Below are 18,129 nucleotides of genomic sequence, written 5' to 3'. Positions count from 1 at the left end.
TAGCAGCTGTTGTAGTTGTTTTTCCGTGGTCAACGTGTCCGATTGTCCCGATGTTTACATGGGGTTTGCTTCTTTCGAATTTTTCTTTAGCCATTTAAATTCTCCTCCTAATTGTATTTTTATATTTTATCGAATGGCACTTTTCAGTGCCATCACTTTATAAATTTCTTTATATTGAAGAAAAATTAGAATTATTTTCCTCTTTCTTCTTGAATAGCTTTTTGGATAGAAGCTGGTACTTGAATGTATTCAGCAAATTCCATTGAGTAAGTTGCTCTTCCTTGAGATTTAGATCTTAAGTCAGTTGCATATCCAAACATTTCTGATAGAGGAACTTTAGCATCGATGATTTTAGCTCCGTTTCTATCTGTCATACCACCGATCATACCTCTTCTTGAGTTAAGGTCTCCGATGATATCTCCCATGTATTCTTCTGGAGTAGTAACTTCTACTTTGAATACTGGTTCAAGGATTATTGGATTTGATTTAGCAGCAGCTTGTTTAACAGCCATTGATCCTGCTAATTTGAATGCCATTTCTGATGAGTCAACTTCGTGGTAAGATCCATCATAAAGTGTAACTTTAACGTCAACCATAGGGTATCCAGCTACAACTCCACTTTCAAGAGCTTCTTTACATCCTTTTTCAACTGCAGGAATATATTCTCTAGGGATAACTCCTCCAGTGATTTTGTTAACAAATTCAAATCCTTTTCCTGGGTTTGGTTCAAGGATAATTTTAACGTGTCCGTATTGTCCTTTACCTCCAGATTGTTTTGCATATTTAACTTCTTGGTCAGTTGTTCCAAGAATTGTTTCTCTGTAAGCAACTTGTGGTTTACCTACTGTAGATTCAACTTTAAATTCTCTCTTCATTCTGTCAACGATAATTTCAAGGTGAAGTTCTCCCATTCCTGAAATGATTGTTTGTCCAGTTTCTTCGTCTGATTTAACTCTGAATGTAGGGTCTTCTTCAGCAAGTTTAGCAAGAGCGATTCCCATTTTTTCTTGGTCAGCTTTAGTTTTTGGTTCAACTGCAACTGAAATAACTGGTTCTGGGAATTCCATTTTTTCAAGAACTATTGGATCAGCTTCTGAACATAGAGTATCTCCAGTAGTAGTTTCTTTTAATCCAACTGCTGCTGCGATATCTCCACAGTAAACTGCTTCAATTTCTTCTCTTTTATTAGCATGCATTTGAAGAATTCTTCCCATTCTTTCTTTTTTACCTTTAGTTGAGTTAAGAACATAAGTTCCTTTTTCAACGATTCCTGAGTAAACTCTGAAGAATGTAAGTTTTCCAACAAATGGGTCAGTCATAACTTTAAATGCTAGAGCTGCAAATGGAGCGTCATCTGACATTTCTCTATCAATTTCGATTGATGGATCTTTCATATCAGTTCCTTTAACCATTGCAACGTCTGTAGGAGCTGGCATGTAGTCAACGATTGCGTCTAGTAATGCTTGAACTCCTTTGTTTTTGAATGCTGTTCCACAAGTAACTGGAACGATAATGTTTTCAATTGTAGCTTTTCTTAGTGCAGCTCTGATTTCTTCTTGAGAAATTTCTTCTCCACCAAAGAATTTTTCCATTAGTTCGTCGCTTGTTTCAACAACTGATTCTAGCATGAATTGTCTAGCTTCTTCAGCTTCGTCTTTTAATTCTGCTCTGATTTCTTTTATTTCAAATTTTTGTCCGTTGTCTGAGTCAACTGGCCAAACGATTTCGTGCATTTCGATTAAGTCGATAACTCCTTCGAATTGATCTTCTGCTCCGATTGGTAATTGGATAGGTACAGGATTTGCTCCTAGTTTTTCTTTGATATCTCCAACACACATTGCGAAGTTAGCTCCGATTCTATCCATTTTATTAAAGAACGCGATTCTTGGTACTTGATATTTGTCTGCTTGTCTCCATACAGTTTCTGATTGTGGTTGAACTCCGTCAACTGCAGAGAAAACTGCAACAGCTCCGTCTAGTACTCTTAGAGATCTTTCAACCTCTACTGTAAAGTCCACGTGTCCTGGTGTGTCTATTATATTAATTCTATGTCCTCTCCAGAAACAAGTAGTAGCAGCTGAAGTAATTGTGATACCTCTTTCTTGCTCTTGTTCCATCCAGTCCATTGTTGCTCCACCTTCGTGAGTTTCTCCTATTTTATGTTCTACTCCAGTATAGAAAAGAATTCTTTCTGTAGTAGTAGTTTTCCCAGCGTCGATGTGAGCCATGATTCCAACGTTTCTAGTCATTTCTAACGAAACTTTTCTAGCCATTAAATTTTTCCTCCTCGAAAATTGAAAAAGTTAGTCTTTATCCTCTATAGAGAAAAATTAGATTTTATAGTGTGCGAAAGCTCTGTTTGCTTCTGCCATTTTATAAGTATCTTCTTTTTTCTTTATAGTTGCTCCGTCGTTATTAGCTGCTGCGATTAATTCTGCTGCTAATTTTTCTATCATACCATATTCTTTTCTTTGTCTTGTGTAAAGTGTTAACCATCTGATAGCTAAAGTTTGTTGTCTGTCAGCTCTAACTTCTACTGGAACTTGGTATGTAGCTCCTCCGATTCTTCTTGATCTAACTTCGATTTGAGGTTTGATATTTTCTAAAGCTTGTTTAAATACATCATACCCCTCTTGACCAGTTTTTTCTTTTATTAAATCCATTGCTGAGTAGAATATTCCTTCAGCGATAGCTTTTTTACCATCTAACATAATTGAGTTTATAACTTTAGTAACTACTTTATCTGAGTATCTAGAATCAGGTAGTACATCTCTTTTTACTGCTGCTCTTCTTCTTGACATTTTTAACTGTTCACCTCCCTATAATTACGCTTTTTTAGCTCCGTATTTAGATCTTGATTGTTTTCTCTTAGCAACTCCAGCTGTATCTAAAGCTCCTCTTATAACTTTATATCTAACCCCTGGTAAGTCTTTTGTTCTTCCTCCTCTTACAAGTACGATTGAGTGTTCTTGTAAGTTGTGTCCTTCTCCTGGAATGTAACAAGTAACTTCAATTCCGTTAGTTAATTTTACTCTGGCAACCTTTCTTAAAGCTGAGTTTGGTTTTTTAGGTGTAGTTGTATATACTCTTACACAAACTCCTCTTCTTTGTGGGTTTCCTTGTAATGCTGGTGATTTTTTCTTTTCTAGTAAAGTGTCTCTTCCGTTTTTTACTAATTGACTTAAAGTAGGCATTTTACCCTCCTTCCTATTATTTTTAATTTTTTTATATATATTATAACTTAAATATTATAATCACTTTGTTTCAAAAAGTCAATATATATCCTTTGCTTTTCTTTACAAATCTTTATTATTATACCACATTTTCCTAAATTTATAAAGTATTTTTTAAATTTTTTAGTTCATTCTCCATATTTTCCCATTCCTCCATAAGTGAAAGAATTTGAAGATCTAGTTCCTCTAGCTCATTTTGGATTTGAATTAGCTCATCAACATTATTTCTAACTCCTGCTTGATTATATTCTTCCTCTTTTTTAGCTTTTTTCTCCTCTAATTTTTCTAAATCTTCTTCAGCTTTTACTATTTTTCTTTCTAATGAAGATATTCTATTTTTATTTTTCTTTTGCTCCTCAAAACTTAAAGTTCCTTTGTTATCTTTTATCTCTTTAACTTCATCTCTTTGAGCAATATATGAGTTATAATCTCCTTTGAAGAGAGTAGCTCCATCTTTTCTTACTTCATATATATTGTTAACAACACAATCTAAGAAGTTTCTATCATGAGATACAACTAAAATTGTTCCTGTATAATCTTCTAAAGCTTCAGCTAAAATCTCTCTTGAATAGATATCTAAGTGGTTAGTAGGCTCGTCTAGTATTAAGAAGTTAGGTTTTTCAAGCATAAGTTTCATAAAGGCTACCCTTGCCTTTTCTCCTCCACTTAAACTTCCTATCTCTTTATAAACATCATCTTCAGTAAATAAAAATCCTCCACAAATATTTCTAGCTTCCTCTTCACTCAATGTAAAATGGTACATTAACTCTTCTAAAACAGTTCTTTTAAGATTTAACCCTTGATGATTTTGATCATAGTAACCTATCTTAACTCTATCACCAATTTTAAATTCTCCTTTACTTTGTTTTTCCAATCCATTTATTATCTTTAATAAAGTAGATTTTCCAACACCATTTTTACCAATAACCCCTACTCTATCTCCTCTATAAATATCTAAACTAAGATTTGAAAATATCTCTTTTCCATCAAAAGACTTTGCTAAATCCTTTATTCTTAAAACTAAATCTACACTTGTGCTATCTGTTTCAAACTTTAGTTTTATCTTCTTAGTTGTAATTACAGGATTCTCCATCTTCTCCATTCTATTTAAGATCTTTTCTCTTCCTCTAGCTTGTTTAGATTTTACTCCTGCCTTATATCTTCTGATAAACTCCTCCATCTTTCTAAGTTTATCTTGCTCCTTATCATAAGCTTTTACTGCTCCAGAAAGGTAAGCCTCTTTTTGAATACTAAAATCTGTATAATTCCCATTATATGCTTTTAAAGTTTTTCCCTCTATTTCAAAAACTCTATTTACTACATTATCTAAAAAGTAAACATCATGGGAAATTAGAATAAATGCTTTTTTATACTCTTTTAACATTCTCTCTAGCCACTCAATTGCACTTAGATCAAGGTGGTTAGTAGGCTCGTCTAATATCAAAAGTTCTGGTTCTTCTAATAGAATTTTTCCCAATGCTACCCTTGAAAGTTGCCCCCCAGATAGTTCTCCTATCTTACTTGTCCATAATCTTTCTGCTAAACTAAGTCCATTTAAAATTTGTTTTACCTTATATTCAATAGCATACCCTTCATTTTGCTCATATCTAGCAGTTACAACTCCTAACTCTTCCATAGTTTTATCAAAGTCATCTAAATTCTCTGCTAAAATAATGTTTAACTCTTGTATTCTGTGATAATCCTCTTGCAGATTTGAAAATACTGTCATAAGCTCTTCAAACACTGTATTTTCTTTATTAAGAGTTGGATTTTGAGATAAATACCCTATTTTTAAATTATTTTTTTTAGATATTATTCCTCTTTGATTTGTTGCTGGATCTACTTCATCATATTCAAGTCCCATTAAAATTTTTATAAGTGTACTTTTTCCAGCTCCATTTACACCTATTAAACCTATCTTATCTTTTTCATCAATTGAGAAACTAATATTTTTAAAAAGTGTTTCTCCTGAAAATCCCATATATAAATTGTTAACTTGTAAAAGTGCCATCTTATTTCTCCCTAATCTTCTATATTTTCAATAAAAATCTTAACATAATAACAAAATATTGTAAAGTTTAAACTATTTTCTTTGCCTAAACCATAATATATCTAACTAAGTTTATTTTTTCTTGAATATCGTTTGGTTTTGACAAAGTACCTTTGTATTTAGCGATTATTAGTCAATTTTAGTTATCTATATTTCTTTTTTAACATCAAGTTGTCTCCATGTCAGTGAATAAAGAATCCCTATGGCTCATTCCGTTGAAAATGCAAAACTCGCTCCGCAAGCTCCGCTCAAACACGTTGCACTTTCTTAACTGCATTTCGCTAAGGGCTTCTAATATTCACTTCCAAATTACGTCAACTTGATGTTAGGGATAATATAAGTTTTGTTAATATAGCTTTAAGGATCACAGAAACTCCGTTTCTGCGTCTCAAAAGTAGTAGTCGTTTGCACTCCTCTACTTTTGGAAATTATAGTTTTTAATTATTCTATTTTCTTTAATATTATTTTCGTGGTAAAATCAATTATAAAATTTAAATATCTAGGAGATGTTAATATGTTAAAAAAAATTTTCTCTTTAACTTTATTTTTTCTCTCTTTTTGTTATAGCTTCTCTGAAGGTGTGCAATCTAAAGAGTATAAAATAGATGAAATAAATAGAGTAATTGAAGAGCTAAAACTTCAACAGATGCACTTAGAATTAATGAAAGAGGAGATTGAAAAATCCAATATTGATCTTTCTAAAAAAGTTAATTTTTCTGAACAACGTCCTAAAATAGCTCTTGTTTTAAGTGGTGGTGGAGCTAAAGGAGCTGCTCATATTGGTGTTTTAAAGGTTTTAGAAAAGTATCAAGTTCCCATTGATATAATAGTAGGAACAAGTGTTGGAAGTATTGTTGGGGGAATGTATTCTGTTGGATACTCTCCAGATGAGATTGAAAAAACTGTTCTTAACTTAAAATTTAACTCTCTTTTAACTAACTCAAAGGATAGAAATCTGAAAAATATTGAAGAGAAGATAGAAAATGATAAATACCCTTTTACTATGAGTATAGATAAAAATCTAAAATTATCCTTCCCTATGGGAATTTTAAATGGTGAAAATATCTATCTCCAATTAAAAGATATATTTAGCAGAGCTGAAAATATTAAGAACTTTAATGAACTACCTATTGAATATCGAGCTATTACCACAGATCTCCAAACAGGTAAAGAGGTTATACTTTCTGATGGTGATCTGGCTATTGCTACATTTAAAAGTATGGCAATCCCTGGCTTTCTTGAACCTATAAAAGATGAAAATAAGTTTTATGTAGATGGTGGAGTAGTTAATAACTTTCCCATAGATGTTGCTATCTCTTTAGGTGCTGATATAATTATAGCTGTGGATATAACTGCTGAAACTTCTAAAATAAATGAAAAATCAAATCTTGTAACTATCTTAGATAAACTTGCTACATATAATGGTAATAGAAAAACTGAAACACATAAAAAACTTGCTGATCTGCTTATTGTTCCTGATGTAAAAGATCATGATACCATTGATTTTGGAAATTTAAATGAATTAGTTGTTGCTGGGGAAGATGCAGCTGAAAAATATGGTTATATTTTAGCTAACCTAAGCTCACCTAAAGATTTTAAAGAGATAAAAGATAAAGCTTTAAAAGAAGAACCTATACAAATTAATAAAATTAAATTAGAAGGAAATAGTATTCTTACTTTAAAAAAGGTTAATGAGTTAAAACCTTCTGTTAAAAATAGAAAATTTACAAAAGCTGATTTAAACGATTGGACTAAAAAGATCTATTCAGTTAGTTATATTGAACGTGTTTTTTATGAAGTTAATGATGATACTGTAATCTTTAAAGTTAAAGAGAAAGATGGAATCAATATAAGAGCCTCTTTAAACTATGCTTCAAATTATGGTGGCTCTATGAATATAGCTGCCACAGTACCAAACTTTGGAATCTGGACAAGAAACTATACTATTAAAGCTGAGGCTTCTAGTTTCCCTAAAATCAATTTTAATAATGTTACTTTCTATGAGGTTGGAAAATTTAAACTTTTAGGGGAAGCAAGTATAGGTTATGAAACAGATCCTCTATTTATCTACAAAAATGGAGATAAGGTTTCTACTTATACAACTAATAAATTCATAGCTTCACTGTCTTTTGGTACTGCTATTTCTAATAGTGTTGTATCTGGAATCTCTCTTGGCTATGCCAATAATGATAATAAATATTTAAGTGGAGATAGAGATATTTATAACTTTAATGAAAACTATCAAGCTCTATTTTCAAGTATATACACTTATGTTGATACTTTAAATGAAAGAAACTTCCCTTCTAAAGGGACAGTACTGCGTTTAGAGGGATTTAACTCTCAAGATATAAGTGGAAAAGAAACTAACTTAGGTGGTGGAATGTTTTCTGCTAATTTCTACACCCCACTATCTGAAAAATTCTCTGTAGGATTTGGAGTTGCTGGTGGAAAAATGAGAGGAGAGGAGCTTCCAAAAAGTTCTCTATTTAGAATAGGTGGATTAAGAAACTCTGAAACAACTTTCTCCTTTGTTGGATTACCTATGATGGGGGTATATGCTGATGAGTTTTATATTTTAAGAGGTGGAATTCAATATAAATTAACTGATACTTTCCATCTTTTAGCAAAATACAATATGCTAACTTATTCATCTGATTCTTTACCTTTCCAAGATAATTACTCTATCGGTGATAGAAAATATCATGGTTATGGTGGAGGTATAGGATGGAATACTTTTTTAGGACCTATTAGCCTTTTCCTTTCAAATAATTTAGATTCTTCATCTCCATTATTTGAAGTTTATATGGGTTATACATTCTAAAATAAAAAACTACACTTAAAATCTTATTAAAAGATAATAGGTGTAGTTTTTATTTTAACTATAATTTATCTAAAATCCCTCTTCCATTACAACTTGAGGTACTACCTCTATTTCAAGCTCTGCTAAACTAGCTTTAACTAAGATAACCTTCATTTTATCTCCAATACTAAAGATATTACCATTGTCCATATCTTTCATTACATACTCTCTATCATCAAATTCATAGTAATGTTTAGCTGAAACAACATCCCAGAAACACTCTATATGTTCTTCAGTTTCAAAGAATACTCTCTTATTACTAAATCCTACTACAATAGCATTGTACTCTTCTCCAACTTTATCCATCATATATTCAACTAATTTAATTTTTACACTTTCATCCTCTGCTTTCATTGCTGTTCTCTCTGTTTTAGAAATATGTTCACAAATTTGTGGCAATGTTTCCATACTCTTAATTATAGATTTTTTACTTGGATATCCATGCAATACAGAATTTAGTATTCTATGAACCATTAAGTCAGAATACCTTCTAATTGGAGATGTAAAGTGAGTATAGTATCCTGATGCTAAACCAAAGTGACCTAAATTATCAACTGTATATTTAGCTTGCTTTAAAGACATCAATATCATCTTATGCACCAAAAGATTTATTCCCTTTTCTTTAGAATCCTCTATTATTTGTTGGAATTGTTTTGGATGTATCTCCTCTGCTGAATGGATTCTATACTTAAATTTACTTAATGTTTCATTTAAGTTTCTTATTCTTTCAGGATCTGGTTTCTCATGTGTTCTATATATCGATGGAATCTCTAACCAGAATAATTTCTCTGCAACATTTTCATTAGCAGCAATCATAAAATCTTCTATTATTCTTTCAGATTCTCCCCTATCTCTATTTTTAATATATTTTACTTTTCCATCTTCACCAAGTACAAGTTTTATCTCTGCTAGATCAAAATCTATACTTCCTCTTTTATGCTTTAACTCTCTTATTATTCTAGAAAGTTCCAACATAGTCATTACCATATCTTTTATATCACTGTATTCTCTTACAGCTTCTTCATCTCCTGAGATAATCTTATTTACAGCAGTATAAGTCATTCTTCTAGCTGTTTTTATAACTGATTTATATGTATCAGAATCAACTATTTTACCTTCTGGAGTTATCTCCATTTCACAAGTAAATGTCAATTTATCTTCATTAGGATTTAAAGAACAGATTCCATTTGATAACTCTTTAGGGAACATTGGTAACACTCTATCTACAAGATATACTGAGTTTCCTCTCTTATATGCTTCTTCATCTAGCATTGAACCCTCTGGAACATAATAAGATACATCAGCAATACTTACTATCAATCTATAATTTCCATTTTTCAATTTTTCTACATAAACCGCATCATCTAAATCCTTAGCATCTTCACCATCTATTGTTATAATAGGTAGATCTCTCAAATCTCTTCTCTTAGCAATCTCATCTTTTGAAACTGTTGATGGAATATTTTTAGCCTCAGCCATTACTGCTCTAGGGAAAACTTCTGACATACCCTCTCTTAAAATAAGAGCATCTATCATATTTTTAGTATTATATGGATCTCCTATTACCTCTATTATCTCTCCTTCAGGTTTTCTATCATTTCCACCCCAAGAAGTAATTTTTACAACAACTAATTGTTGGTCCTTTGCATCTTTCATAAGTTTATAAGGAATATATATATCTTTTCCAAAAGAGTGAGTTGGTGTTACAAAACCAAAACTATCATTTTTTTGTAAAATTCCAACTACTGTATCTTTTTCTCTACTGATAATTTTTACAACTTCTCCCTCTTTCTTTTTATCTCCATTTAAACCTGCTGTTATCTTAACAAGAACGGTATCTCCATCTAAAGCTGAATTAAAAAATGGTTTAGGTATAAAAATCCCCTCATCTTTAGTATCTACAAAGGCAAATCTATCTTTTATTATGCTGAAAGTCCCCTTTACATATCCTAAATTCTCAAGAATATTATACTTCCCTCTATTATTTCTCATAAGCTCTCCAGAGTCTATCCATCTATCTAAAATATCTCTATTCTCTTTTTTACTCTTTGGAGACCACCCCATAAGTTTTGTTATCTCATCTAATTTTAATCCTTTTCCCTTATACATTAAGCTTTTTAATTTTTCTAACTCTTTTTCTAAATTCATTTTTTACCTCCCTTTACTATTTTCTGCTAACCAATCTCTCATCTCCATAGTATTTTTATGAATTTTTCCTCCTACACTGGAAAGATAATTAATTTTTCTATCTATTTCAAAAATAATTCCCTTATCTAAATCCTTAGCAACTTCTGCTCTAATATTTTCAACTCCTGGATAATCTCTATTCTTCTCAATAGCATCTGCAATATATATTATTCTGCCTAAAGTATCTAACCCCTTTTTTCCCACAGTATGATACTTTATTCCATTTAATATGCTTTCATCAGATATTTTAAACTCATCTCTTGCAACTATATAACCTACAAACCCATGAAGTATCTCGCTTATATCCATATCCTTTTCTGTCAATTCATTAGAGAAATTTTCTCTACAAATTCTCTCCATCTCTTTTATTTCCATCTCTTTAGCCACATCATGTAAAATTGCAGCTATCCTACATTTTTCCTCATCAACTCCATATTTTTCTGCTAATTCAGCAGCTTTTTCCTCTACTCCTAGTATATGTATATATCTTTTTTTCTTTACTCTTTTTTTAACTTCTTCTCTTAATCTCTCTAACATTTTTTTCCTCCAAAAGATTTTTAATATCTCTCCTAATTTTAGTTTAACAGATTATTTTAACTTTGCAATATTTTTATCAAAATAAAAAAGATAACTACAGATTTTTTCAACCTTTAGTTATCTTTTTTTATGCTCTATTTGATTATCATTGGAACTCTTAATCTTAAACTATTTTCTTTTACTCTATAATCAGTTACTTTCTTAGGTCTAGTTGTTATTTCAACATCACTTCCTAATATTACTAATTCCATTCTATGTCCTTTTCTTATTGTATAATCTGTTGGAACCATATTGAAAGTATATTTGTAGAATCTATCTTTTTCTACTGATTTTTTACAATAGTTATTCTCTCTATTTTGAATATTGATTGATCCTCTACTGATTATTTTAAATGGTGATGGTTCTTTTTCAATTACAAAATCTTTTTCTTCCATATATCCACCATTTTTTCCTAGATATATGTTTTTTTCTCCTGTCTTATATTGCTCAACAGTAGCTCTTCTATCCTCTCCAAGATCAATTAACATTGCACTTAATATTCCTGTTTCACTATCTGTTGCAGCCTCAATTTCAACAGTGATATCTCCAGAAACTCTCAAATCATCTTCCAATTCATCTGTTAAATAAACTAGACGATAATCTCTTTTCTCCTCTGTATCTAAGATCATATCTTTTTGCCACTCTTCAAAATTCTTTTTCTCTCTATCAAATTTTGTAGAGCCAATATCATCTTTTAAATTTACTTCTCTATCTGATTTTTCTCCAGATCTAGTTAATTTTTTACTATTATCAATAAAGTATTCAACTTGATCTCCATCATAAGTAGTATGCCATTTATAGATATCTAAGTTATCTTGAATCAATACCTCTGGCACTTCTTCCATAACATTGTTATCTATATCATATAGCCAGTGGCTTAACCATCTATTCATAATATCATTGAAGTCTATTCCTTTTAAATCATGGATATAGATATGATCTCCTTGATGAAGTATCATCTTTTTAGGAATATTATATTTCTCCATCTCTTTCCAGAAAAGGTGAGAGTGAATAGTTTTTACATTCCAGTCATTGATTCCATGAACAATAAAAGCACTTGCTTTCATATTTTTTATATCTTTTAGATAGTTTCTCTCATCCCAGAAACTATTATAGTTTCCATTCTCTCTATCCATTCCTTTTCTCAAATATTGAATAACATCATCTGCTAACTCATTTAAGTGAGGAAGTTCATTTAGATCTCTACTTCTACAATGTCCAGTTAAAAGATCTGCATCATCTCCTTGCCATCCTACTGGAGCCATATTAAGTCCATTTCCATGATAGTAGTTATACCAACTTGAAATTGCTGCTTCAGGTATTATAGTTTTTAACCCCTCAACACCTGTTGACGCTGCTGCTATACTTAAAGTTCCTAAATATGATTTTCCTGACATAGCAACTTTTCCATTACACCAATCAGCTTTAATCTCAATATTATCTGTTTTATTTGTATAAGCTTTTCTCTTTCCACATAACCATTCAATTACAGCTATTACCCAGATTTTTTCCTCTTCAGAACCACAACAGTTCATTCCCTCTGAACCTTTAGTTCCCACTCCAGCAGAGTATACTGATGCAAACCCTCTTGAGTTAAAGTAGTTGTACCAAGCTGTAATACAATCTAAAGTTATCTCCTCTGTTTCAGATGTTTTAGCCTCTCCCTTGCTCTCTCTTTCTAAAGGTAGTTTTCTCTCTCTTCCTTTATATTGTACATCTTCAGCAGTTATATTTTGATCTTCAAAAACCTTTAAATCTAAATCTACATTTGGCATATTTTCATACCATTCATCTATACAAGTTAGCATATATGGGTCAGCTACATATATAGTAGGAACTTTCATTCCCTTTAAAGTTTCCTTTGGTCTTCTTATATAAACTGCTATTAGATCTCTTTTTCCATCATTATCTGTATCTAACGGAGTTTCCACAAAAACTTTTTCAAATAAACACTCTTTGTAGTCAAATACAGGTTGAGTTTTTCCATCAAATACAACAATCTCAGGTATTTCTTTATTTTCATTTAATACATCAAATTTTCCCTCTTCAGCTAATACTTCAAAACAGTTTCTTCCATTTTTCATTTTAGCTGCAAGCATAGAGTATAGAGATAGTTCATATGTAGCTTCATTTAACTCCTCTTCTATCTCTGTTTCTAATCCTAAATCTGTTGCAAACTGAACTATATTTTCTTCTGTAAAATCTTCATTATTAATATAACCTAAAGTTTTTAAAGCATATTGTAAAAATTCACTTTTTAATTGAAATTTTGGAAATAATTCTATTATTTTTTTATCAATACTTTTCTTTGTCATAATCTATACCCTAACCTTTTTACTATTTTTCACACTTATTTTTCTTTAAATAACTTTTCCAAATTGTAACAAACACAGCCCCCAATATTAGCATTGCTATTAAGAAGATAAAGAAGTATCTATACCCTGTTGCTCCTGGATAGCTATCTAGTAATTTTCCTGCCATTAATGATATGAAAATATCTGGTAAATATCCAATTGTAGAGATAAGTCCTGCTGCTGTTCCTGAATATTTATCTGGTATAGCTCCCTCTTCCATCATAGCCCAAGTTAAACTGTAGTTTACTTGATAGAATAAATAGTTGATGATATATAGAGCAACAAACATCCAAATAATTACTGTTGAAGTTTTTAATGGTAGTAATAAAATACCTGCTGTTCCTGCTGCCATAACAACAAATGATACAAATAATAGGTTTCCTGTTCCTATTTTATCTCCAATATATCCTCCACCTACATTTGAAATAGGAGAGATATATCTTTTAACTGCTGCTAAAAGTGCTGCTGATGCAACTGTCATTCCTAAAAGAGATGTTGCATATGGTACAAAATAATATAGTGATAGTGTAAAAACATAGTTACAGAATGTTACAATTGCAATTATCCATACTGCTGGTAACTTAACAACTGCCCCTATATCTTTGAAAGAGATCTTTTCTCCATCATTTACTACTTCATCATTCATGTTAAAGTAAGCAAGAACACCACATAGAATTGTAATAACTGAATAGAAGATTATAATGTATCTCATTCCTAAAGTATCTCCAAGTGCCTTTGCTCCCATTCTAAATGCAATTACTGCTAATGATGCTGCAAGAGCTGCTGCTACTCCTCTTCCACCTTCAAAAATTCCAAATGCTTTTCCTTGTCCATCAGAGTCTGACAACATACGAACAGCTTTTACACATGCTGGCCAGAAAGCAAAAAGAGATGAGAATCCCCAGAAAGCATATAGTGCAACTAATGAATAGAAAGATAGAGGTAATAGATGTACAAATCCTCCTAACCCTGTTCCTAATAATGATAAAACAATTATCTTTCTAATTGATACTCTATCTGCTACATAACCACCAAAAAGATAAGATATCATACCAAACACACCAAAGATACTTCCAAATACTCCCATTTGAGTATTATTCAAATTATACACTTGTAAGTAAGCATCATAGTAGTCATATCTAAAATATGGTAGTCCATAAATGATAGCTCCTCCAAATGAAATAATTAAGATAGCAAAAAGATTTTTTCTTAACTTTTCACCAAATCCAAATTTTAATAGTAGTTTTTCCATAGATTTCCTCTCACTTTTTTGTTTTTTTAAATTTTATATAGTTCAATGTATTTTTTTCTTAGATACTCTATATAATAAGTTGAATTTATACCCTCATTTGAAATATTCATTATTAACTCTTTAGGAGTGTAAACTGCTCCATGCCTATGAATATTTTCTTTTAGCCATTTGTGAATTTCTTTCAAGTTTTCTTCATCTATTCTCTCAGTAATATTTTTTAAATTTCTATTCATTGCTGCCACTATCTGCCCTGAATAGATTCCTGATAATAGATAACTTGGAAAGTACCCAAAATATCCTGCTGCCCAATGTATATCTTGTAAAACCCCATCACTATCTCCACTAGGCTCTATTTTTAGATACTCTCTATATTTCTCTTTCCAAATCTCTGGAAGATCTTTAACTTTTATTCTATTATTTATCAAATCTCTCTCTATCTCATATCTAATAATAATATGCAGAATAGATGTCAATTCATCTGCATCTATTCTAATAAGAGAGGGTTGAATTTGATTTACCTTTTTATAAATATCTTCTGAAGTTATATCTTTATATTCATCTGGAAAAATCTCTTTTATCTTTTCTAATAGTAATTTACAGAAATTTTTATCTTTTCCTATGATACTTTCATATATTTTTGCCTCTCCATCTTCTAGAGCAAATGTTGAAACTTCCCCTAATAAAGTTCCTAAAAGATTAGTATCTATATCTTGCTCATAAAGTCCCTTTCCTCCAATATGAAGAGTATTGTATATTCCCTTAAATATATTATTTTTACTAAAAGTAGTTACTAATCTCACATCTTGTGGAGAGTTAGCTAATACTGTTGGATGCTCACTTACATCTAATCTTCCATAATTAAAATCAAAACCTATTATTTTTAAAATATTTTCTGACAATTCCTTCTGCTTCTCTAAAGAAAACTCTTGTTCTACTTTTTCCTTTTCATCTGAATTTTTTATTTTTTCTAAAGTCTCTATTGCAAACTTTTTCAAATCAGGTATCAACTCATCTAATATTTCAGTTGTTACCCCATCTTCATAGTATTCTATTAAAGCATCATAGGGATCATTTTTATATCCCCAATACTCTGCAAACTTTTTAAAATAATCTACTATCTTCTCTAAATATGGAGCAAAAATACTGAAATCATCTTTCTCCTTTGCCTCTTGCCAAGCTGCCTCAGATATTGAAATATGAGAGATATACTCCTTATATATCTTTTTAGGAATTTGATTTACATAGATATAGTTTCTCTTGATTCTTCTTATCATTGAGCTTATCTTTTTATCATCACTATAATTTTTTTCAAAGTAATCTACTAATTTATGAAGTTTAGCTGAAGAAAATTTCTTATAAAGCTCCTCTCCAAAATGTGCCATAACCTCACTTCTATAATAGATTCCTCCCTTTGGCATCATTGTTATCTTATCCCAATAAATAAGTCCATTTAAAGTATATTTTATATATTCAATCTCCCTTAAAAGTCCATGCAGTTCATTCATTTTTTTTATATCAATCTCTCGCAATTTATCCTCCTATCTCATCTCTTCCTCTGAAGAAACTCTATTATACTTCATAAAGTTAAGAATAAATATTAAACTTGCCACTCCATATATTCCTGCTGCTATATAATATGCCTCTCTATACCCTTCTAAATTAACAAATAGATATTTTCCTGTATAGTACCCACTTACTATACTTGCTATCCCAGCAATAAAATTAATAATTGAGGCATATATCGGTCTTAATTCTGGTTCTACTATCTCCATTGAAAAAGAACTATCTATTGGACTGCTAAGATTCATTAACCCTGCTCTCATAAACAATGATATTCCAACTACCCACACCATATTATTTCCAAATCTATCTCCTTGAGCAATTAAAAGCATAAAGGGTATTGCCATTAAAGAAGTTCCAACAAGAGTAACTACTTGTCCAAACTTCTTTACACATTTATCTGTAAACAGCATAAATATAACCATTGCTCCATAGGAGATAGAAACCAATAATGAGGATGTTGCCTTGTCTATATAGAGAACTCTATTTAAGAAAACTGTAAAATATGATGTAAACAATCCCATTCCAAAGTTTGTCAATCCCCAATAAATCAGGTAAACTACTGTATTTTTCTTCATAAGTTTTTTTAAGTTTGATTTTATCTCTACCAATTTATGTTTTTCTTTTTTTTGATAGATATAATCTTCCTTTTCTTCTTTTATTAAAAAGGCTGGAATCAGTGCTAAAAGTGATATTATCCCTGAAATCATAAGAATTTTTCCCATTGAATCTATGTACAATCCTTTAGTTACACTATCCATCTCCAAAACTGTTGCAGTAATCTCCTTTGCCTCATGGAAATTTTTCCCAATATATTTAGCAAAAAGTCTTACAACAAAATATCCCCCTAAATATGTTGAAAGAAAAAATCCTACATATCCAATATAAAAGGCCTTGAAAACCATTTTATCTTCTCTTTGAACTCTGCATATGTTGCTATATATGGAGACAACACTGAAAAATGTAGTTGAATCCCTGTTAAAATAAACAAAGTTGAAATGTAAAATATATATGTTTCTTTAAAATAAGCTGCTGCTATCAATGTTATTGAACAAGCTAAACTACAAAATATAACTATCTTTTTATATCCAATCTTTGATATAAATAGAAGTAGAAATGCTCCTACAAAGGCTGAATATCCATAATAAGACCAAAAAGATTTAGCTAAACTTTCTGAAGTATCTTGTAGATAATTAATGTAAACATCATAAACTATACCACTTATAATATTGTTAATTGTATAGCTTATAATAAACATAATCAGATTCCAACGATTCTTTTTCAACTTGGTTTCAAACATAAATAATCTCCTATTTTAAATTATATTGTGTAAAAAATGGGTGTAGTGAATTTATAGAAAAAATCTTCTCTGTTTCTAAATTTTCATCTTTTTCTATTCCATTTTTTAATTTTTTATCTTTCTTTTCTTCTAATTCTAAAGCTTCCATTATGGCAAGTAAAATTTTTGCTTGTTTCTTCATCTTTTGAAGATAAAATTTATGTGTTCTCACTGTTGAAGTTGTTATCTCCATCTCCTCTGCTATCTCTTTATTATCTTTTTGCTCTGCTAACAGAGATAATAATTTTTTTTGAATATCACTTAAACCACTTATCTCTTTTTCTAAACCTAAAAGAGATAAAAATACCCCCTCATGCTCCTCTTCTATATGAAGTTTCATTCTCTTTTCAGCAGAAACCATTTTTTCATTGTATTCAAAGATATATCCATCCTCATATATTTTTTCACAAAATAAGCATCTATACTCATTTGTCTCTTTATTATATGTATAACCTTTTACTAAATCATCTATTTCTAATTCATTTATATTTTCACTATTCATCTAATCACCTTTAAACATTTTTATTAAACGTTTGTTTATTTTTAAATGATACTATTTTTTATTTAATTAGTCAATCATTTTTATTAAGAAAATAAAACTTTTTTAGAATTTTTTAAACTATTTTATTCTAGTTTGATTTAAAATAGTACTTATAAACTATTAAAATTTTTTATAATAATAAGCACAATAAAAAAACTGTATATAAAATTTTAATCT

Annotated in this window: 14 protein-coding genes; 1 reads left to right on the top strand and 13 read right to left on the bottom strand. The window is 30.4% G+C overall.

What is annotated here, in order from left to right; genetic code table 11:
* From I6E31_07330 to I6E31_07310, 5 genes are all read right to left on the bottom strand, one after another.
* The coding region (locus I6E31_07330; GenBank protein MCF2639780.1) for a hypothetical protein at window positions 1–94 on the bottom strand (94 nt) is incomplete at its 3' end.
* Window positions 95–191: 97 nt separating this feature from the next.
* A complete protein-coding gene (gene fusA, locus I6E31_07325; protein MCF2639779.1) occupies window positions 192–2,273 on the bottom strand; it encodes an elongation factor G in 2,082 nt (693 codons plus the stop codon).
* A gap of 57 nt (window positions 2,274–2,330) precedes the next feature.
* Window positions 2,331–2,801 (bottom strand): 30S ribosomal protein S7, encoded by a 471-nt coding sequence (rpsG, locus tag I6E31_07320; protein ID MCF2639778.1) that lies wholly within the window; start codon window positions 2,799–2,801, stop codon window positions 2,331–2,333.
* A 24-nt stretch (window positions 2,802–2,825) separates the two neighbouring features.
* Window positions 2,826–3,194, bottom strand: a complete 369-nt coding sequence (locus I6E31_07315; GenBank protein ID MCF2639777.1) for a 30S ribosomal protein S12 — start codon at window positions 3,192–3,194, stop codon at window positions 2,826–2,828.
* A gap of 139 nt (window positions 3,195–3,333) precedes the next feature.
* Entirely contained in the window at window positions 3,334–5,244 is a 1,911-nt protein-coding gene (locus tag I6E31_07310; GenBank protein MCF2639776.1) for an ABC-F family ATP-binding cassette domain-containing protein, read from the bottom strand.
* Window positions 5,245–5,797: 553 nt separating this feature from the next.
* Between I6E31_07310 and I6E31_07305 the strand changes: the two genes are divergently transcribed.
* Window positions 5,798–8,104 carry a patatin-like phospholipase family protein gene (locus tag I6E31_07305; GenBank protein ID MCF2639775.1) on the top strand — a complete coding sequence of 769 codons (2,307 nt, stop codon included), beginning with the start codon at window positions 5,798–5,800 and terminating at the stop codon, window positions 8,102–8,104.
* Between the two features lie 69 nt (window positions 8,105–8,173).
* Here the strand turns inward: I6E31_07305 and rnr are convergent, their stop codons facing one another.
* From rnr to I6E31_07265, 8 genes are all read right to left on the bottom strand, one after another.
* Window positions 8,174–10,291 carry a ribonuclease R gene (rnr, locus tag I6E31_07300; protein MCF2639774.1) on the bottom strand — a complete coding sequence of 706 codons (2,118 nt, stop codon included), beginning with the start codon at window positions 10,289–10,291 and terminating at the stop codon, window positions 8,174–8,176.
* A 3-nt stretch (window positions 10,292–10,294) separates the two neighbouring features.
* Entirely contained in the window at window positions 10,295–10,867 is a 573-nt protein-coding gene (gene yqeK, locus I6E31_07295; protein MCF2639773.1) for a bis(5'-nucleosyl)-tetraphosphatase (symmetrical) YqeK, read from the bottom strand.
* Between the two features lie 134 nt (window positions 10,868–11,001).
* Window positions 11,002–13,221, bottom strand: a complete 2,220-nt coding sequence (locus tag I6E31_07290; GenBank protein MCF2639772.1) for a Xaa-Pro dipeptidyl-peptidase — start codon at window positions 13,219–13,221, stop codon at window positions 11,002–11,004.
* Between the two features lie 22 nt (window positions 13,222–13,243).
* Window positions 13,244–14,512 (bottom strand): MFS transporter, encoded by a 1,269-nt coding sequence (locus tag I6E31_07285; GenBank protein MCF2639771.1) that lies wholly within the window; start codon window positions 14,510–14,512, stop codon window positions 13,244–13,246.
* A gap of 26 nt (window positions 14,513–14,538) precedes the next feature.
* Window positions 14,539–16,041, bottom strand: a complete 1,503-nt coding sequence (locus I6E31_07280) for a carboxypeptidase M32 (protein MCF2639770.1) — start codon at window positions 16,039–16,041, stop codon at window positions 14,539–14,541.
* Window positions 16,042–16,050: 9 nt separating this feature from the next.
* A complete protein-coding gene (locus tag I6E31_07275) occupies window positions 16,051–16,977 on the bottom strand; it encodes an MFS transporter (GenBank protein ID MCF2639769.1) in 927 nt (308 codons plus the stop codon).
* Window positions 16,944–17,372, bottom strand: a complete 429-nt coding sequence (locus I6E31_07270; GenBank protein ID MCF2639768.1) for a hypothetical protein — start codon at window positions 17,370–17,372, stop codon at window positions 16,944–16,946. The genes I6E31_07275 and I6E31_07270 overlap by 34 nt, the downstream gene beginning before the upstream one ends.
* Window positions 17,373–17,382: 10 nt before the next feature.
* Window positions 17,383–17,913 carry a hypothetical protein gene (locus I6E31_07265; protein MCF2639767.1) on the bottom strand — a complete coding sequence of 177 codons (531 nt, stop codon included), beginning with the start codon at window positions 17,911–17,913 and terminating at the stop codon, window positions 17,383–17,385.
* Between the last annotated feature and the right edge of the window lie 216 nt (window positions 17,914–18,129).

Origin of the sequence: Fusobacterium varium (assembly GCA_021531615.1) — a bacterium.
GTDB lineage: Bacteria > Fusobacteriota > Fusobacteriia > Fusobacteriales > Fusobacteriaceae > Fusobacterium_A > Fusobacterium_A varium_C.
The sequence above is the reverse complement of the archived record's forward strand: the minus strand, read 5'-3'. Positions and strand labels throughout refer to the sequence as shown.